This window comes from Catellatospora sp. NPDC049609 (assembly GCF_040675365.1).
In the GTDB taxonomy this organism is placed as follows: domain Bacteria; phylum Actinomycetota; class Actinomycetes; order Mycobacteriales; family Micromonosporaceae; genus Catellatospora.
Genome location: NZ_JBFAOU010000061.1, coordinates 1 through 17,183, shown reverse-complemented (window position 1 = coordinate 17,183; position 17,183 = coordinate 1). Strand labels below are relative to the sequence as shown.

Here is a 17,183-nt window from a genome sequence, read left to right as displayed (position 1 = left end):
TAGAAGGTGCCCTTCTTAACTCGGCCGCGGGTAGCAGGGTCGCCTGCCGAGGGTGCGACACCCGGTGGCACGTGCCGGATTCCGGCTCCAGACCCGACGCCGGACGGCCCGGTCGTGAGGCGAGGGCTCAGGGCGGTCTGCAGTTTCGGGGAAACTGCGCGAATCAGCGGCTGAAAGCTGCACTTTCCCCGAAACTGCAGCAGCCTCCGGCGGCGCGCGGACGGCAGGGGCGGCATACGGGCCAGGTTCTGGCGGGCGGCTGGACGGTGGCGGTGCCCTTCCGCGCCGCCGACGCCTGCGGCACACTGTGCCGATGCTGAGACGCCTCGCCCGCTACCTGGGCCACCGCAGCTGGTTCGCCCGCGCCGGCCGGGTCCTCGTCCCGCTCGACCGCACCGTGGCGAAGCTGACCAAGGGCCGCGTCGTCGCGCTGGGCCTCATCCCCACGCTGATCATCACCACCACGGGCAAGAAGTCCGGCCTGCCCCGTACCCAGCCGCTCGCGTACGCCCGCGACGGCGACCACTACGTGGTGATCGGCTCGAACTGGGGCCAGCAGAGCCACCCCGCCTGGTCGGCGAACCTGCTCGCCAACCCCGACGCCGTCGTCACGCTGGGCGGGCGCGAGATCCCGGTGCGCGGCGAGCTGGCCACCGGCGAGCAGCGCGAGCGGCTGCTGAAGCTGCTGCTGGAGGTCTGGCCGGCGTACACCACGTATCAGCAGCGCGCGTCGAACCGGGTGATCCGCGTCTTCAGCCTGATCCCCCGCTGACGCCCCGCGGCACGGTGAGGCGCACCCCGCGCCGGGACACGTCGAGAAGGGCGCCCTCCGCTACGCATGGCGTCAAGAAGGTGCCCTTCCTTCGGGTCAGGCGGCGTTGACGCCGATGGCGGCGCCGATGAGGTACGTGGCCCCGGCCGCCGCCGCGCCGAGCAGCAGCTGGCGCAGGCCCGCGGCCCACCAGCGACGGCGGGTGAACCTGGCCGTGAGCGCACCGACGACGAACAGGCCGACACCGCCCACGCACAGTGCCACGTACAGCGAGTCGCTGCCGAAGAGGTAGCTCAGCAGCGGGATCAGCGCGCCGACGGAGAAGCAGACGAACGACGAGATCGCGGCAGTCCACGGGCTCGGCTTGCTGTCCGGGTCGATGCCCAGCTCCTCGCGCACGTGCATGCGCAGCGCCTCGTCCGGCTGGGCACGCAGGTCGTCGGCGAGCTGCCGGGCCAGCTCCGGGGAGATCCCGCGGTCGATCCAGCGCTGGGCCAGCTCGGCCGCCTCGGCTGCCGGGTTGTGCCGCAGCTCGCGGCGCTCCTTGGCGATCTCGGCGTCGATCTGCTCGTTCGCGGTCCGGACGCTGGCGTACTCCCCCAGCGCCATCGAGATCGCCCCGGCCACCAGGCCGGCCACCCCGGTGAGCACGACCGTGTGCGAGCTCACCCCGGCGCCGCCCACACCGGCGATGAGGCCGATGTTGGAGACCAGGCCGTCCATCGCCCCGAAGACCGCCGCGCGCAGCCACCCGCCGGACACGTCGGCGTGCTCGTGGTCGATGGGCGGCAGCGCGGCGTCGGCGGTCGCATGCGACCGGGCGGCGCGCTCCGCACCGGCCGCGGCATCGGCATCGGCCGCGGGGTGGGTGCCGATGGTGGGATCGGGCTTGTCCGGGTTCACGGCAGGGTCAGGATGTCCGCGCCCGACTCGGTGACGACCAGCGTGTGCTCGAACTGGGCGGTCCAGCGGCGGTCCTTGGTGACCACGGTCCACTGGTCCTGCCACGTCTCGTACGCGATCGTGCCGAGCGTGATCATCGGCTCGATGGTGAAGGTCATGCCGACCTCCATCACCGTGTCGGCGTTCGGGTTGTCGTAGTGCGGGATGAACAGTCCGCTGTGGAAGGACTGGCCGATGCCGTGGCCGCCGAAGTCGCGCACCACGCCGTAGCCGAAGCGCTTGGCGTACGACTCGATGACCCGGCCGATCACGTTGATCGGGCGGCCCGGCGCGACCGCCTTGATGCCCCGCATGAGCGCCTCGTGGGTGCGCTCGACCAGCAGCCGGGCCTCCTCGGCGACCTCGCCGACGCAGAACGTGGCGTCGGTGTCGCCGTGCACGCCGTCCTTGAACGCGGTGACGTCGACGTTGATGATGTCGCCGTCCTCGATCACCGTCGTGTCCGGGATGCCGTGGCAGATGACCTCGTTGAGGCTGGTGCAGCAGGACTTGGGGAAGCCCTTGTAGCCCAGGGTCGACGGGTACGCGTCGTGGTCGAGCAGGAACTCGTGCACCAGGCGGTCGATCTCGTCGGTGGTCACGCCCGGCTTGCAGTGCTCGCCCGCGAGCTGCACGGCCTGGGCCGCGATCCGCCCGGCGACACGCATCTTCTCGATCGACTCCGCGTCCTGGGTGAGCGGGCCGTCCCAGCGCTTGGGCTGCTTGCGGCCGACGTACTCGGGACGCGGGATGTGGGCGGGCACCTCCCGCCACGGGGAGAGCTTGCCTGGGGTCAGCGTGGCACGGCCGTTCATGCCCTGAACTCTAGCGCTCGGCGAACATCGGGGCGCCGTCGATGCTGGCCGCGTTGCGCGTGGCCCGGTAGTGCTCCCGCTGCTCCGGGGTCTTGTGCTCCCAGAACCGGACGAGCAGGTCGCGGTCGCCCTCGTACGACATCAGCGGCACGCCGTAGCCGCAGGAGTCGGAGACCCGCGTGACATCGATCACGACGATGCTGCGCAGGCCGACGTGCGGCGGGGCCGGGAAGTGCGTGATCAGCTCCGCGGCGCGCGGGTCCTCGGCGAGCACCGCCTCGCCTCGGCCGTGCAGGCGGTAGATCTTGGGCGGGCCGTCGAACGCGCACACCATCAGCACGATCCGGCCGTTCTCGCGCAGGTGCGCCATGGTCTCGATGCCGGAGCCGCCGTACTCGTAGTACGCCACCCGGTGCGGGCCGAGCACCGCGAAGGAGTCGGTCAGGCCCTTGGGCGACACGTTGACGTGCCCGTCCGGGCCGGACGGCGCGGTGGCCACGAAGAACACCCGCTGCGCCAGCAGGAAGTCCCGGATCCGATCGTCGATCTGCTCGTACACCTGCCCCATGCCCGCGACGCTACCCCCACCCCGCCCGGCCGGCCGCCCCGGAATCCGCCACGTGGGACGCCCCACGCTTTTCATAGGCGTTGGCCTATCTGGATGACGGATTCGCGATCGAAGTCATCCAGATAGGCCAACGTCTATGCCAAAACGGGCCGCCCGAGGCGGTTCAGGCGGCGGCGAAGAACTCGGCCTTGCTGCCGCGGGCGCCGCGCACCTGGGCGGCCGCCCCGACCAGGGCCTGGAACAGGCCGTTGGCCGCCATGTCCTCCGGGTGCCACTGCACGCCGACCGCGAACGGGTGGTCGGGGTGCTCGACCGCCTCGATCAGGTTGTCGGTGGTGCACCAGCCGGTGGGCACGAGCCGTCCCGGGTCCTTGACCCCCTGGTGGTGGTACGAGTTCACCAGCGCCTCGGCCCCGTAGAGCTCGCGGCAGCGCGAGCCGGTGGCGAAGCGCACGCCGTGCTCGGCGTACACCTTGACCACGCCGGGGGTGCTGTGGCCGCCGTGGCCGACCGCCTCGGGCAGGTGCTGGTGCAGCCGCCCGCCGCTGGCCACCGCCATCACCTGCATGCCCCGGCAGATCCCGAGCAGCGGCAGGCCTGTCTTGAGCGCGATGCGCACCAGCGGCAGCTCGCCCGCGTCGCGCTGCGGGCTGGTGTAGACCGTCGGGTGGGGCGCCTCGCCGTAGCGGGCGGGCTCCACGTCGGCGCCGCCCGCCACGATCAGCCCGTCGAGCCCGTCGAGCACCTCGACGCCGCCGTCGGGCTGCGGCGGGATCAGCACCGGCCGGCCGCCGGCCCGGCTCACCTGCTCCACGTACGCCCAGGGCAGCACCGCGGCGACGGTGTCGTGGACGCTGTATCGGGCGGACTCGACGTAGGTGGTGATACCGATCAACGGTCTGGTCACATCGCTCACAACGGCGTCACATAGGCCCCGGTAATGCCTCCGTCCACAACGAACTGCGAGGCGGTGATGAATGAGGAGTCGTCGCTGGCGAGAAACGCTACCGCCGCGGCGATCTCCTGTGGCTCGGCGAACCGGCCCATCGGCACATGGACGAGTCGGCGAGCCGCCCGCTCCGGATCCTTCGCGAACAGCTCCATCAGCAGCGGGGTGGCGACCGGTCCGGGGCACAGCGCGTTGACGCGCACCCCCTGGCGGGCGAACTGCACGCCCAGCTCGCGGCTCATCGCCAGCACCCCGCCCTTGCTGGCGGTGTAGGCGATCTGGCTCGTCGCGGCGCCCATCAGCGCCACGAAGCTGGCCGTGTTGATGATCGAGCCCCTGCCCTGGGCCAGCATGTGCGGCAGCGCGTACTTGCAGCACAGGTAGACGCTGGTGGTGTTGACCCGCAGCACCCGCTCCCAGGCGTCCAGCCCGGTGTCCAGGATCGAGTCGTCGTCGGGCGGGGAGATGCCCGCGTTGTTGAACGCGACGTCGACGCGCCCGTGCCGGGCCGCGACGCCGTCGAACAGCTCGCGCACCTGCGTCTCGTCGGCGACGTCGCACTGCACGAACTCGCCGCCCACCTCGTCGGCGAGCTGCTTGCCCGCCTGCTCGGCGAGGTCGACGGCCACGACGTACGCGCCCTCGGCGGCGAACCGCCGCGCCGTGGCCGCGCCGATGCCGCTGGCCGCCCCGCTGATGACCGCCACCCGGTCCTGCAACCGCTTCATGCTGCCTGTGCCTGCCCTTTCGGTTGACGGCGCCCGGCGCGACCCGCGGCCCGTGAGGACAGCGTGCCGGACCTGACGACCACCCCGCGCGGGATCCGCGCGAAGTCACTCCGTGGAGATGAAGACGTTCTTGGTCTCGGTGAACGCGAGCGGGGCGTCCGGGCCCAGCTCACGCCCCAGACCGGACTGCTTGGCCCCGCCGAACGGGGTCCAGTAGCGCACCGAGCTGTGCGAGTTGACGCTGAGCACGCCCGCCTCCACGCCGCGGGCCAGCCGCAGCGCCCGGCCGATGTCGCGGGTCCAGATCGACCCGGACAGCCCGTACTCGGTGTCGTTGGCCAACCGCAGCGCCTCGTCCTCGGTGTCGAACGGCAGCACCGACAGCACCGGCCCGAACACCTCCTCGCGCCAGTGCGGCTCGGCGGTGTCGCGCGCGGCGAGCACGGTCGCCGGGTGCCAGTAGCCGGGGCCGTCCGGCGCGCCGCCGCGCATGAGCACGTCCGCGCCGTCCACGTAGCCCGTGACCCGGGCGCGCTGGTCGGCGGAGATCAGCGGGCCCATGCCGGTGGCCGGGTCCATCGGGTCGCCGCAGCGCCACGCCGCCACCCGCGGCTCCAGCAGCGCCAGGAAGTCGTCGTACACCTCGCGCTGGACCAGCAGGCGGGAGCGGGCGCAGCAGTCCTGCCCGGCGTTGTCGAAGACCGCCCCGGGCAGCGCTGTGGCGGCCTTGTCCAGGTCGGCGTCGGCGAACAGCAGCGTGGCGCTCTTGCCGCCGAGTTCGAGCGTGACGCGGGTCAGGTCGGCCGCGCACGCCGCCATGATCTGGCGGCCCACCTCCACCGACCCGGTGAAGCAGATCTTGCGTACCCCCGGATGGGTCACCAGGGCGTGGCCGGTGACCTCGCCGTGGCCCGGCAGCACGGTCAGCACGCCCTCGGGCAGGCCCGCCTCCAGCGCCAGCTCGGCCAGGCGCAGCGCGGTCAGCGGCGTGGTCTCGGCCGGTTTCACGACCACCGTGTTGCCGGCGGCGAGCGCGGGCGCGAAGCCCCAGGCCGCGATCGGCATCGGGAAGTTCCACGGCACGATCACGCCGACCACCCCGAGCGGCTCGTGGAACGTGACGTCCACCCCGCCCGCGACGGGGATCTGCCGCCCGCACAGCCGCTCCGGCGCACCGGCGTAGTAGTCGAGCAGGTCGCGGACGTTGCCCGCCTCCCAGCGCGCGTTGCCGACGGTGTGCCCGGCGTTGCGCACCTCCAGCAGCGCCAGCTCCTCGACGTGGGCGTCCACCACGGCGGCGAAGCGGCGCAGCAGCCGCGCCCGGTCGCCCGGGGCGACGTTGCGCCAGCTCTCGAAGGCCTTCGCGGCGCGCGTCACGGCGGCGTCGACCCCGGCCGCGTCGACCGGCTCGACCGTGGTGATCGCTTCCTCGGTCACCGGGTTGATGATCTTCACAGCCGCTCGAACCCCCGCACCAGCTCCCAGTCGGTCACCGCGGCGTCGTACGCGGCCAGCTCCACCTGCGCGGCATGGCCGTAGTGCGCGACCACCTCGTCGCCGAACGCCTCCCGCGCCACTGCCGAGGACTCCCAGCGCAGCAGCGCGTCGCGCAGCGTCGTCGGCATCCGCGCGGCCGACGGATCCGCGTACGCGTTGCCCGTGAACAGCGGCTCCAGCGGCAGCTCGTTTTCGATGCCGTGCAGCGCCCCGGCCACCATCGCCGCGACCGCCAGGTACGGGTTCACGTCGCCGCCCGGCGCGCGGTGCTCCACCCGCAGCGAGCTGTCGTGACCCACCAGGCGCAGCGCGCAGGTGCGGTTGTCGCGGCCCCAGCGCAGCGCCGTCGGCGCGAACGAGCCCGCCTGGTAGCGCTTGTACGAGTTGATGTTCGGCGCGTACAGCACGCTCAGGTCGACCGTGGTGGCCAGCAGCCCGGCCAGCACCTGCTCGCCCAGCGGGCTCAGCCGGTCGCCGTCGGCCATCACCGGCCGCCCGTCGGCGTCGCGCAGCGAGAAGTGGATGTGGCACGAGTTGCCCTCGCGCTGGTTCGGCTTGGCCATGAAGGTCAGCGACATGCCCTGCTGGGCGGCGATCTCCTTGGCCCCGTGCTTGTAGATCGCGTGCTGGTCGGCCGTCTTCAGCGCCCCGGCGTACCGGAAGGCGATCTCGTGCTGGCCCAGGTTGCACTCGCCCTTGGCGCTCTCCGGGGCCAGCCCCGCCCCGGCCATGCCCAGCCGGATCGCCCGCAGCAGCGGCTCCACCCGCGTCGTGCCCAGCAGCGAGTAGTCCACGTTGTACCCGTTGGCCGGGGTCAGCCCCTGGTAGCGCCGGGCCGCCGCCTGCTCGAAGGTGTCCTGGTAGACCACGAACTCCAGCTCGGTGCCGACGTATGCGGTGAGCCCGCGCTCGGCGAGCCGGTCGAGCTGGCGGCGCAGGATCTGGCGCGGCGACTGCACCACCGGGCCGCCGTCGTGCCACAGCACGTCGGCCAGCACCAGCACCGTGCCGGGCAGCCACGGCACCGGGCGCAGCGTGTCCAGGTCGGGGCGCAGCACGAAGTCGCCGTAGCCCTGGTTCCAGCCGGAGACGGCGTACCCGTCCACCGGGGTCATCTCGACGTCCACCGCGAGCAGGTAGTTGCAGGCCTCGCTGCCGTGGCCGACCACCTCGTCGAGGAAGTACGCCGCGTGCAGCCGCTTGCCCTGCAGGCGGCCCTGCATGTCCGTCATGGCCAGCAACACGGTGTCGATGTCGCCCGCCTCCACCATCGCGCGCAGGCGCTCCACCGACCACATGTCCACAAGGTCTACCGCCACGGCACACCCGCGTCAACAAACTCGCATGGCTCGCTGCTCCCGGCGGGTCGCGGCGCAAAGTTGTGACGGACCCCTTCCGTTCGGCGTTGGCAGCGGGTACGACTGACCGAATGGGAGCGAGTGCGCGGGCGGTGATCATCGGGGGCGGCGTGGTCGGCTGCTCGCTGGCATACCACCTCGGCCGGGCCGGGTGGCGCGACACGGTGCTGCTCGAACAGCACGAGCTCATGGACGGCACGACCTGGCACACGGCCGGTTTCGTGACCGCGATGCGCGGCCCGGACGGGCCCGCCTGGCACGCCCGGCTGGCCGGCTACCTGCCCGCGCTGGCCGCGATGCTGCGCGCCGAGACCGGCCACGACCCCGGCTGGCGCCCGGTCGGCGGCCTGCGGCTCGCGCTCAGCCACACCCACGTCGACGAGCTGCGCCGGCTCGCCCGCCGCGCCGACGAGCTGGGCGTCCCGCTGGAGCTGCGCGGCGCGTCGGCCACCATGGGCCTGGCCCCCCGGCTCGACCTCAGTGACGTGCAGGCCGCCGCGTGGCTGCCCGGCGAGGGCTTCGTCCGCCCCAAGGACTTCGTCAACGCGCTGGTCGCCGGGGCGGCCGCGCACGACGTCAGCATCCGCACCGGCGTACGCGTGACCGGCATCGACACCACCGGCGGCCGGGTGCGCGCCGTGCACACCAGCGACGGCGTCATCGAGACCCCGGTCGTGATCAACGCGGCAGGCGCGGCGGCGGGCGCGATCGGCGCGCTGGCCGGGGTCGTCGTCCCCGTCGTCCCCGTCCTGCACCAGTACGGCGTCAGCGAGGTGCTGCACCCCGCGCTCGACCCGGACACCACGCCCACCTGCCGCGTCCCCGAGCAGTCGCTCTACCTGCGCGCCGCCAACGGCGCCGTGATCGTCGGCGGCAGCCGGCCGGACCCGCTGGCGGCCTGGCCCACCGGCGACGCCGAGCCGCTGGCCAAGGCCCGTGAGCTGGCCGCGCCCGACGACGCGGCGTTCGCCCCGCTGTGGCAGCTCGCCGGCGAGCGCATGCCCGAGCTGAAACGGGCCAAGCTCGTGAAGATCATGCACGGGGTGGAGGCGTTCACGCCCGACGGCGCCCCGCTCGCGGGCCGCTCCACGCTGCCCGGCCTGTGGATCGCGGCCGGGTTCGGCCTGCACGGCATGGCGCTGGCGGGCGGCGTCGGCCGCCACCTCGCCGAGTGGATCACCGCCGGCACCCCGAGCTGGGAGCTGGACGCCCTGCTCCCGGACCGCTTCGGCCCGCCCGCCGCCAACCGCGACTGGACCACCTCCCGCGCCCTCGACGCCCTCCGCCGCTGACCCGGCCCACCGGGCCACCCGCAAGATCGCCGCCGTCGGTCGGAAGCTGCGGTCCGACCTCACGACTCGACCGAAACTCGCGATCATGCCTGCCCGCGAGCCGCGGAAGTGCGCCGTTCGCGGGGAGACAGGGTCAGTCGGTGGTGGGTTTGGGGGTTGCGGCGGGGGCGGGGGCGGCGGGGCCGGTGGTGGCGACCGTGCTGGCGAGCTGCGCCCAGATCATGCCGGTCTGGTGGGCCAGCGCGCCGACGACGGCGGGCACGACCGGCAGCAGCCAGTCCGCGACCCAGCCCCGGTGCGCGAGGTTGAGCACCACGATCGCGGCGACCGCGCCGCCCACGCCGTGCGCGCTCGCCCGCCAGGCGGCGCGTCCGCTGTGCGCGACGGCGGCGCGGCGGGCGGCCTTGTCGCTGAGGTTGGGGAATCCGGCCAGCGCCTTGGCGTCGCGGCGGCCGAAGTTGAAGCCGGACACCGCGAGGGTCACCGAGCAGCCGATCACGACGGCGGCCAGGGTGTTGCGCGTCAGCAGCATCAGCAGCGCGGCGGCGGCGCCGCCGGAGCCGACGGCCACCACGGCGCGGATCCACTCCTGCTTCTCTCCGGGGTACCAGTAGTACTTGGTGGTGGTATCAGAGAGCTGTTTTACGATCCGCCCCATCGGGGTCTTCACCTCGCCGGCCCGCAACATCTGGTCAGCACCAATCGTTACGTAACGTAGTTAGCTAGGTGCAGGAAGTCACGAAAATGGTCATGACCACGGCGTGGCGCGCCCGGCTCCGGCGGCGTGTCAGAACAGGACGGTGGCGAACGTGCCGACCTGGCGGAATCCCAGCCGCTGGTAGACACGGCGGGCCGGGCCGTTGAAGTCGTTGACGTACAGGCTCACCGTCGGCGCGACCCGGCGCAGCGCGTCGCGCACCACGGCCGCCATCCCGGACGTCGCGTAGCCGCGCCCCCGCCAGGACGGGTCGACCCAGACGCCCTGGATCTGCGCGGTGTGCCGAGTGACCACGGCCAGCTCCGCCTTGAACACCACCGTGCCATCGACGATCCGGGCGTACGAACGTCCGGCCTTGACCAGCTCCGCCACGCGCCCGCGGTAGCCGCGCCCGCCGTCGTCGCCGCACGGCGAGACGCCGACCTCCTCGGTGTACATCGCCACGGAGGCCGGGAAGACGAGGTCGACCTCGTCCGGGCGGACCTGGCGCACCAGCGGGTCGGCGGTCACGGCCGGCGGGTTGTCCACCACCATCAGCGGCTGGTCAGGGCGCACCGTCCGCTCCGGACCCCAGGCGGGGCGCAGCAGGTCCCACAGGCCCAGCACCGCTTCCGCCTCGCCGACCAGGGACGCGCACACGCGGGGCTGCCCCGACACCATCTCGGCGAACGCGGCCACAGCCTCGGCACCGGCGCCGACCGGCGACACCTGCCCGCCGGACCACAGCACTGCCTCCGGGTGGCGGCGGTTGCCGTAGCCGTAGAGGCGGCCGTCGGCGCGCCAGCCCAGCCCGCGCAGGGCCACCCGCTCAGCCACCTGCGCCGCTGCGATCGGGTACGCCGCGAGGAGGCGTTCCACTGCCGCGCGGTCAGCTTCGGCCAGCTGCCGCACCGGGAGGGTGAGCATGACAACAGCCTAATGAGATCCGCGCCGCCCGCCAGTGGTACCCCGGAAAGAGAGGTTGTCGGCGACACATTGCCGATATATCGTTAACGTATCGCCGACAGCACAGCGACAATCGACGAGAGTCCGCGGCCGCACCGATCGCCCACGGACGTCGCAGAGAAGAGGACGACGAGATGTTCCGCCGACACCACGGACACGACCTGCACGAGCACGCACACGGACACCACGGCCGCGGCGGGCACGACCCGCGCCTGTTCGCCTTCGGCCCCATGCGGCCCCCGTTCGGCGGCGGCGGCCCCGGCTTCGGCCGCGGGCACGGCCGGGGCCGGGGCCGGCGCGGCAACACCCGCGCGGCGGTGCTCGGGCTGCTCCTGGAGCGCCCGATGCACGGCTACGAGATGATCTCCGAGCTGGAGGCCCGCACGGGCGGCGTCTGGCGCCCGAGCCCCGGATCGATCTACCCGACGCTCCAGCTGCTGGAGGACGAGGGCCTGATCGTCAGCGAGGAGGCCGACGGCCGCAAGCGCTTCACCCTCACCGAGGCGGGCCGCGAGCAGGCGACCCAGGCGACCGACGCCGGCCAGGGCAGGCCGTGGCAGGACTTCGACGCCGACCACGTCGCCCAGTCCCAGGAGTTCCGCGAGGCGAGCTTCGCCATCATGCACGCGCTGCGCCAGGTCGCCATGACCGGCACCCCCGCCCAGCGCGCCAAGGCCCTGGCCACCCTCCAGGACACCAAGCGCAAGCTCTACACCATCCTCGCCGAGTGACCCCCATGATCCAGACGATCTTGCGCGTACGGTGGGGACGACACGCACCTGCCGGACAGATGGGCAACAGTTCACGCAAGATCGTCGCGATCACGGCGCCCGGCGCCGGGCGTGGCGCAGACGAGCGAGGGCCCCGTTCCCAGGGGAACGGGGCCCTCGCGGGTGACGACGGGGTCAGTGCACCGTGACGACGGGGGTGGCCGGCTCGCCCTCGCCGAGGACGTCGATGCCCAGGTCGGCGGCGATCTTCATGGCCTCCTCGACCAGGGTCTCCACGATCAGCGACTCGGGGACGGTCTTGATGACCTGGCCCTTGACGAAGATCTGGCCCTTGCCGTTGCCGGACGCGACGCCGAGGTCGGCCTCGCGCGCCTCGCCGGGGCCGTTGACGACGCAGCCCATGACGGCCACGCGCAGCGGTGCCGGGAAGCCCTCCAGGGCCGCGGTGACCTGCTCGGCGAGGGTGTAGACGTCGACCTGGGCGCGGCCGCAGGACGGGCAGGACACGATCTCCAGGCCGCGCTCCTTCAGGCCGAGGGCCTCCAGGATCGCCGTACCCACCTTGATCTCCTCGACCGGCGGGGCGGACAGCGACACGCGGATGGTGTCACCGATGCCCTCGGCCAGCAGCGCGCCGAACGCCACCGACGACTTCACGGTGCCCTGGAACGCCGGGCCCGCCTCGGTCACGCCGAGGTGCAGCGGGTAGTCGCACTGCTGCGCGAGCTGCCGGTACGCCTTGATCATGACGACCGGGTCGTTGTGCTTGACGCTGATCTTGATGTCGCGGAAGCCGTGCTCCTCGAACAGCGAGCACTCCCACAGCGCCGACTCGACCAGCGCCTCGGCGGTGGGCTTGCCGTACTTCTCCAGCAGGCGCTTGTCCAGCGAGCCCGCGTTGACGCCGATGCGGATCGGCACGCCGGCCGCCGACGCCGCCGCGGCGATCTCCTTGACCTTGTCGTCGAACTGCCGGATGTTGCCCGGGTTGACCCGCACCGCCGCGCACCCGGCGTCGATCGCCGCGAACACGTACTTCGGCTGGAAGTGGATGTCGGCGATCACCGGGATCGGCGACTTGCGGGCGATTGCGGGCAGCGCCTCGACGTCGTCCTGCGAGGGCACCGCCACCCGCACGATCTGGCAGCCGGACGCGGTCAGCTCCGCGATCTGCTGCAGGGTCGAGTTGACGTCCGAGGTCAGCGTCGTCGTCATCGACTGCACGCTGACCGGCGCTCCGCCGCCGACCGGCACGCTGCCGACCATGATCTGCCGGCTCTTGCGACGCGGCGCGAGCGGCGCGGGGGGAGCGGCCGGCATACCAAGGTTGATCGCAGTCACAGCACACTCACTTGTAGATCGAGATGGGGTTGACGAGGTCCGCGGTGACGGTCAGCAGGGTGAACGCACCGAAGATGAGGATGACCGTATAGGTCAGCGGCATCAGCTTGAAGTAGTCGACCCGGCCCGGGTCGGGCTTGCGAAGACGAGCGTAGACCCATGAACGAATCTTCTCGAACCACGCGATGAACAGGTGTCCCCCGTCCAGGGGAAGCAGCGGGAGCAGGTTGAAGATTCCCACGAACAGGTTGAACCCGATGAACAGCGCGGTGAACATGTCCCACGCGCCGCGCTCGACCGCCTCGCCGCCCAGGATGCTGATGCCGACCACGCTGATCGGGGTGTTCGGGTCGCGCTCCGCGCCGCCGATGGCCGAGAACAGCGCCGGGATGCGCTGCGGGAACTGCTTGAGCGCCTCGAACGTGGCGGTGACCATGGAGCCCGCGTACTTCGCGCTGGCGACGACGGCCTCGCCGGGGCCGTAGGTGACCGTGTACGGGATCGTCGAGGTGAGCCCGACGCCGATCGCGGCGACCTTGCGCGTGCTGCCGTCGGTCATCTGACGCTCGACCTCGGCCGGGGCGATCTGCACGGTCTGCTGCCCGCCGTCGCGCTCGACCGTCATCGCGGCGGTCTGGCCCACCGTCAGCGGGCGGATCTGCTCGATCGCCTCGCCCCAGGTCGCCACCGGCTTGCCGTTGACGGCGACCAGCTTGTCGCCGTCGCGCAGCCCGGCCTGCGAGGCCGGGCTGGCCGGGTCGCCCGCGGCGCACTCGCGCAGCGGCAGGGTCTTGACCACGCAGGGCTGCACCGCCAGCACCGCGGGCTGCGACTCGGGGCCGTTCGGCAGGGCCGGGTTGGGCAGGCCGGAGAAGATCGCGAGCAGCCAGATGGCCACGCCGGCCAGGATGAAGTGCACGATCGAGCCCGCGGACATCACGACCGAGCGCTTCCACACCGGGAAGCGCCACATCGCCTTCGGGTCGTCGGCGTCCTCGTCCTGCGGCGTCATGCCGACGATCTTGACGAAGCCGCCGAGCGGGATGCCCTTCACGCCGTACTCGGTCTCGCCGCGGCGGAACGACCACAGGGTCGGGCCGAAGCCGACGAAGTAGCGGGTGACCCGCATGCCGAAGGCCTTCGCGGTGCCCATGTGCCCGGCTTCGTGCAGGCTGACCGAGATCAGGATCACGAGCGCGAACAGAACGATGCCCAACGCAGTCATCAGGCGCTCTTCTCCTTGATCAGTTCATGGGTACGCGTGCGCGCCCAGTGCTCCGCGGCGAGCACGTCCTCGACGGTACCCGGTTCGTCATAGTCCGGCGCACCCTCGAGGATCTCCGCCACGGTGTCGACGATGGCCAGGAAGGGCAGCCGCCCGGCTGTGAAAGCCGCCACACACTCCTCGTTGGCCGCGTTGTAGATCGCCGGCCGGCAGCGCCCGGCCCGCCCCGCCGCCTTGGCCAGCTCCACCGCCGGGAACGCCTCGACGTCCAGCGGCCGCAGCTCCCAGTTGTGCGCCAGCGTCCAGTCCACCGGCGCCGCCGCCGCGGGCACCCGGTCCGGCCAGCCCAGCGCCAGCGCGATGGGCAGCCGCATGTCCGGCGGGCTCGCCTGGGCCAGCGTCGAGCCGTCGGTGAACTCGACCAGCGAGTGCAGCACCGACTGCGGGTGCACCATCACCTCGATGTCGTCGTACGCCACCCCGAACAGCTCGTGCGCCTCGATCACCTCCAGGCCCTTGTTCACCAGGGTGGCCGAGTTGATCGTCACGACCGGGCCCATGTCCCAGGTCGGGTGCTTGAGCGCCTCCTCGACGGTGACCTGGCCCAGCTCCTCGCGGCGGCGGCCGCGAAACGCGCCCCCGCTCGCGGTCAGGATCAGCTTGCGCACCTCGGCCCGCGAGCCGCTGCGCAGGCACTGCGCCAGCGCGGAGTGCTCGCTGTCCACCGGCACGATCTGCCCCGGCGCGGCCACCGCGCGCACCAGCGGGCCGCCGGCGACCAGCGACTCCTTGTTGGCCAGCGCCAGGATGCGCCCCGCCTTGAGGGCGGCCAGCGTCGGCGCCAGACCCAGCGAGCCCACCACGCCGTTGAGCACGATGTCGGCGGGCCACTGGGCCAGCTCGGTCATCGCCTGCGGCCCGGCCAGGATCTTCGGCAGCTTGAACTCGCCCGACGACCAGCCGCGCCGCTGCGCCTCGGCGTAGAACGCCAGCTGCAGGTCCTGCGCGGTGCTGGCCCGGGCCACCCCGACCGCCTCGACGCCCAGCTCCAGCGCCTGCTGCGCGAGCAGCGCCACGTTGCCGCCGCCCGCGCCCAGCGCGACCACGCGGAACCGGTCCGGGTTGCGGCGCACGATGTCGATGGCCTGGGTGCCGATCGATCCGGTGGAGCCGAGCAGGACAATCTCGCGGGGGATCATCGTCCCATTCTCGCCGAGCCGCCTGGACGCCCGCTGAGCGGGCTACTCGTCGAGCAGGTCGGCCGGATCGATCTCGAACGCGAACGGCTCGCGCATCACGAACCGGGTGCCCGCGGCGGCGGCCGCGACGGGCTGGTGGTCCCCCTCGACGAGCTGGTGCAGCGCCACCACGGGGATGCGGTCGCGGCACTCGACCCGCATGAACCAGGGCACCTGCGCGGCGGCGTACTGCTTGGGCCGGTCGATGACGTCCTTGCGCCGGTTGCCCGGCGAGACGATCTCCCCGAGCAGCAGCGCGTCCGCGATGTCCATCGCCACCCTGCCGCCACCGGACTTCCGGAAGACGCCGAAGTCCGGGATGAACAGGTCGTCACCCGAGATGAGGTTGCTCTCCGGGTATGCCCAGCAGCCGATCCCGCGGGCCGCGCGATGCAGCCGGTAGACCAGCTCACGCATGACCGCCTGGTGATCCATGTCGGCGTGAGGGGACACGATGACACTCCCGCAGAAGACCTCGACCGTGGGGCCGTTCGTCTCGGGGAGAAGCCGCAGCGCCAGCTCGGCCGTCCACTCCTCGACCTCCGCCATGTCCTCTATGGTGTGCAGCTGCCGTGTTCTCGCCGGTGCCGCCATCGCGCCTCCACCCCCTTCCGCGGGCGATTCTGCCGACACCAGCCTAACGGCGCATTCCGTGCGGCGGCAGGTGTCGTGATCCGGACAGACCGGATGAAAAAGTTTCCCCACCGAGCCGCGGCCCGCCGTCCGGCGAATCCGGCTCAGGCCGTCGCGGTTGCGGGCAGCCAGTGCTGCCGGGTGGGGGTGAACGCGAAACGCACCTCGTCGGTCACGCCGACGCCTCCTTCGTGATCAGGTAGTGCTCGGCCTCCATGCCGTACCAGCGGCCGGTGCGGCCGAGCGGGGTCATGCCGAGGCGGCGCATCACCGCCAGCGACGGCGCGTTGTCCGGGCGCGCGATGGCGTGGATCTCGGTCAGGCCCAGCGACCAGCCGTACGCGAGCACGGCGCGCGCCGCCTCGGTCGCGTACCCGTGCCCCCAGCAGTCGGGGTGGAAGTGCCAGCCGATCTCGACCTCGCCCCGCCCCGGCCCGTCGGCCGGCTCCGGCATCGGCTTGAGCAGCACAGACCCGGCGATCAGCCCGGACGCGCGCACCTCGACGGCCCACACCCCGTAGCCCGGGTTCGCCGCGTAGTACTCGCGGCGCCGGTCGATCAGCAGCGTGGACTGGGCCGGGTTGGCCAGCGGGGTGGGCACGCCGAGCCAGCGCGTGACCTCCTCGCGCCGGTAGGTGTCGTAGTTGCGGTCCAGGTCGGCCGGGCTATACGTCCACTCCCGGACGACCAGCCGCGCGGTCTCCAGTCGCATGGTCAGACCCCCGCCGGGGGCGGCATGTCCTCGGGGCGCCCGACCAGGTGCGCGTACCGGTCGACGACCACCGCGATCGCCGCGTCGTCGGCGGGCGAGATCGCGTTGCGCGGCACCCGGACCATGCCCATCCCGGCGGCGTTGAAGATCCAGTCTTCGTGGCGGACCACCGGCCCGAGCGCCGACCACCGGTAGAAGTGCTCGGAACCGGCCGAGGTCAGCCGGACGCCGCTCGCGTCGATGCGCACCGTCAGCCGCGTGTACCAGAGATCAGGGGTGATCTTGAGCCACGCCCAGCCGGTCAGCGCGACCCGCGCCGTCAGCGCGAGCGCGATGGCGGTGATCCACACCGCGCCGAACGGGAACGTGCCGCCGTCCTGCGCCCACAGGTGGAACATCCAGGCCGCGACGGTGAGGCTCACCGTGACGACGATCCCGTAGAACCGGTTGTACGACGACCGCTCCTGCCAGGCGACCCGGCGGAACCCCGCGCGGTCCCACATCCACGTCACCTCGACGAGGTCCTCGCGGTGGATCTGCATCCGCGCAGTATCGCGACCGCCCCTCCCCCGGTCAACGGCGAAGATCGCCGTCGCTGGTCAGGGGCCGCGACCGTCCCGCGCGATGCCGACGGCGGGCAGCGCCACCGGCAGTTCGGCGGTGGCGCTGCCCCGGTCGGTTCGGCGCGCGGGACGGCCGGTAGGGAGAGCGTCGGGTTG

General features: G+C 72.4%; 18 protein-coding genes. 3 read left to right on the top strand and 15 right to left on the bottom strand.

Annotated features, from left to right (window positions below; genetic code table 11):
* The first annotated feature begins 307 nt into the window (after positions 1-307).
* Positions 308-772 carry a nitroreductase/quinone reductase family protein gene (locus AB0J67_RS18765; RefSeq protein ID WP_363483913.1) on the top strand — a complete coding sequence of 155 codons (465 nt, stop codon included), beginning with the start codon at positions 308-310 and terminating at the stop codon, positions 770-772.
* A gap of 96 nt (positions 773-868) precedes the next feature.
* Here the strand turns inward: AB0J67_RS18765 and AB0J67_RS18760 are convergent, their stop codons facing one another.
* From AB0J67_RS18760 to AB0J67_RS18730, 7 genes are all read right to left on the bottom strand, one after another.
* A complete protein-coding gene (locus AB0J67_RS18760; protein ID WP_363483985.1) occupies positions 869-1,564 on the bottom strand; it encodes a VIT1/CCC1 transporter family protein in 696 nt (231 codons plus the stop codon).
* 107 nt (positions 1,565-1,671) lie between these two features.
* On the bottom strand, positions 1,672-2,529 hold the full coding sequence (map, locus tag AB0J67_RS18755; RefSeq protein WP_363483910.1) for a type I methionyl aminopeptidase: 858 nt from the start codon (positions 2,527-2,529) through the stop codon (positions 1,672-1,674).
* Between the two features lie 10 nt (positions 2,530-2,539).
* Positions 2,540-3,097 carry a pyridoxamine 5'-phosphate oxidase family protein gene (locus tag AB0J67_RS18750; protein WP_363483907.1) on the bottom strand — a complete coding sequence of 186 codons (558 nt, stop codon included), beginning with the start codon at positions 3,095-3,097 and terminating at the stop codon, positions 2,540-2,542.
* 163 nt (positions 3,098-3,260) lie between these two features.
* Positions 3,261-4,004, bottom strand: a complete 744-nt coding sequence (locus tag AB0J67_RS18745) for a gamma-glutamyl-gamma-aminobutyrate hydrolase family protein (protein WP_363483904.1) — start codon at positions 4,002-4,004, stop codon at positions 3,261-3,263.
* Between the two features lie 5 nt (positions 4,005-4,009).
* Entirely contained in the window at positions 4,010-4,774 is a 765-nt protein-coding gene (locus AB0J67_RS18740; protein ID WP_363483901.1) for a 3-oxoacyl-ACP reductase, read from the bottom strand.
* A gap of 105 nt (positions 4,775-4,879) precedes the next feature.
* Complete coding sequence (locus tag AB0J67_RS18735) at positions 4,880-6,211, bottom strand: aldehyde dehydrogenase family protein (RefSeq protein WP_363483898.1); 1,332 nt, start codon at positions 6,209-6,211, stop codon at positions 4,880-4,882.
* A 14-nt stretch (positions 6,212-6,225) separates the two neighbouring features.
* Positions 6,226-7,569 carry a glutamine synthetase family protein gene (locus tag AB0J67_RS18730; protein WP_363483982.1) on the bottom strand — a complete coding sequence of 448 codons (1,344 nt, stop codon included), beginning with the start codon at positions 7,567-7,569 and terminating at the stop codon, positions 6,226-6,228.
* A gap of 131 nt (positions 7,570-7,700) precedes the next feature.
* Here AB0J67_RS18730 and AB0J67_RS18725 point away from each other — a divergent pair, with 131 nt between their 5' ends.
* A complete protein-coding gene (locus AB0J67_RS18725; RefSeq protein WP_363483895.1) occupies positions 7,701-8,921 on the top strand; it encodes an FAD-binding oxidoreductase in 1,221 nt (406 codons plus the stop codon).
* Between the two features lie 133 nt (positions 8,922-9,054).
* Here AB0J67_RS18725 and AB0J67_RS18720 read toward each other — a convergent pair whose 3' ends face one another.
* The gene (locus AB0J67_RS18720) at positions 9,055-9,579 is read right to left on the bottom strand and encodes a hypothetical protein (protein ID WP_363483892.1); all 525 of its coding nucleotides are present in this window, start codon (positions 9,577-9,579) and stop codon (positions 9,055-9,057) included.
* A gap of 129 nt (positions 9,580-9,708) precedes the next feature.
* Positions 9,709-10,545, bottom strand: coding sequence for a GNAT family N-acetyltransferase (locus tag AB0J67_RS18715; RefSeq protein WP_363483889.1), 837 nt, complete (start codon positions 10,543-10,545; stop codon positions 9,709-9,711).
* 173 nt (positions 10,546-10,718) lie between these two features.
* Between AB0J67_RS18715 and AB0J67_RS18710 the strand changes: the two genes are divergently transcribed.
* Positions 10,719-11,315 carry a PadR family transcriptional regulator gene (locus tag AB0J67_RS18710; protein ID WP_363483886.1) on the top strand — a complete coding sequence of 199 codons (597 nt, stop codon included), beginning with the start codon at positions 10,719-10,721 and terminating at the stop codon, positions 11,313-11,315.
* A 174-nt stretch (positions 11,316-11,489) separates the two neighbouring features.
* Here AB0J67_RS18710 and ispG read toward each other — a convergent pair whose 3' ends face one another.
* From ispG to AB0J67_RS18680, 6 genes are all read right to left on the bottom strand, one after another.
* Complete coding sequence (ispG, locus tag AB0J67_RS18705; protein WP_363483883.1) at positions 11,490-12,656, bottom strand: flavodoxin-dependent (E)-4-hydroxy-3-methylbut-2-enyl-diphosphate synthase; 1,167 nt, start codon at positions 12,654-12,656, stop codon at positions 11,490-11,492.
* A 7-nt stretch (positions 12,657-12,663) separates the two neighbouring features.
* Entirely contained in the window at positions 12,664-13,884 is a 1,221-nt protein-coding gene (locus AB0J67_RS18700) for a site-2 protease family protein (protein ID WP_363483979.1), read from the bottom strand.
* Positions 13,881-15,080 (bottom strand): 1-deoxy-D-xylulose-5-phosphate reductoisomerase, encoded by a 1,200-nt coding sequence (gene dxr, locus AB0J67_RS18695; RefSeq protein ID WP_363483880.1) that lies wholly within the window; start codon positions 15,078-15,080, stop codon positions 13,881-13,883. Before dxr ends, AB0J67_RS18700 begins: the two co-directional genes overlap by 4 nt.
* Positions 15,081-15,122: 42 nt before the next feature.
* Positions 15,123-15,668 (bottom strand): Uma2 family endonuclease, encoded by a 546-nt coding sequence (locus tag AB0J67_RS18690; RefSeq protein ID WP_363483877.1) that lies wholly within the window; start codon positions 15,666-15,668, stop codon positions 15,123-15,125.
* Between the two features lie 256 nt (positions 15,669-15,924).
* Positions 15,925-16,464 (bottom strand): GNAT family N-acetyltransferase, encoded by a 540-nt coding sequence (locus tag AB0J67_RS18685; protein ID WP_363483874.1) that lies wholly within the window; start codon positions 16,462-16,464, stop codon positions 15,925-15,927.
* A gap of 2 nt (positions 16,465-16,466) precedes the next feature.
* On the bottom strand, positions 16,467-17,006 hold the full coding sequence (locus tag AB0J67_RS18680) for a hypothetical protein (RefSeq protein ID WP_363483871.1): 540 nt from the start codon (positions 17,004-17,006) through the stop codon (positions 16,467-16,469).
* Positions 17,007-17,183: the final 177 nt, after the last annotated feature.

What these genes read in the sequence shown, in the direction of transcription:
- AB0J67_RS18750 (WP_363483907.1), bottom strand. Translation starts at nt 3,097, where the DNA reads ATGGGGCAGGTGTACGAGCAGATCGACGATCGGATCCGGGACTTCCTG.
- AB0J67_RS18685 (WP_363483874.1), bottom strand. Translation starts at nt 16,464, where the DNA reads ATGCGACTGGAGACCGCGCGGCTGGTCGTCCGGGAGTGGACGTATAGC.
- map (WP_363483910.1), bottom strand. Translation starts at nt 2,529, where the DNA reads ATGAACGGCCGTGCCACGCTGACCCCAGGCAAGCTCTCCCCGTGGCGG.
- AB0J67_RS18725 (WP_363483895.1), top strand. Translation starts at nt 7,701, where the DNA reads ATGGGAGCGAGTGCGCGGGCGGTGATCATCGGGGGCGGCGTGGTCGGC.
- AB0J67_RS18715 (WP_363483889.1), bottom strand. Translation starts at nt 10,545, where the DNA reads ATGCTCACCCTCCCGGTGCGGCAGCTGGCCGAAGCTGACCGCGCGGCA.
- AB0J67_RS18740 (WP_363483901.1), bottom strand. Translation starts at nt 4,774, where the DNA reads ATGAAGCGGTTGCAGGACCGGGTGGCGGTCATCAGCGGGGCGGCCAGC.
- AB0J67_RS18730 (WP_363483982.1), bottom strand. Translation starts at nt 7,569, where the DNA reads ATGTGGTCGGTGGAGCGCCTGCGCGCGATGGTGGAGGCGGGCGACATC.
- AB0J67_RS18720 (WP_363483892.1), bottom strand. Translation starts at nt 9,579, where the DNA reads ATGGGGCGGATCGTAAAACAGCTCTCTGATACCACCACCAAGTACTAC.
- AB0J67_RS18710 (WP_363483886.1), top strand. Translation starts at nt 10,719, where the DNA reads ATGTTCCGCCGACACCACGGACACGACCTGCACGAGCACGCACACGGA.
- AB0J67_RS18680 (WP_363483871.1), bottom strand. Translation starts at nt 17,006, where the DNA reads ATGCAGATCCACCGCGAGGACCTCGTCGAGGTGACGTGGATGTGGGAC.
- dxr (WP_363483880.1), bottom strand. Translation starts at nt 15,080, where the DNA reads ATGATCCCCCGCGAGATTGTCCTGCTCGGCTCCACCGGATCGATCGGC.
- AB0J67_RS18690 (WP_363483877.1), bottom strand. Translation starts at nt 15,668, where the DNA reads ATGGCGGAGGTCGAGGAGTGGACGGCCGAGCTGGCGCTGCGGCTTCTC.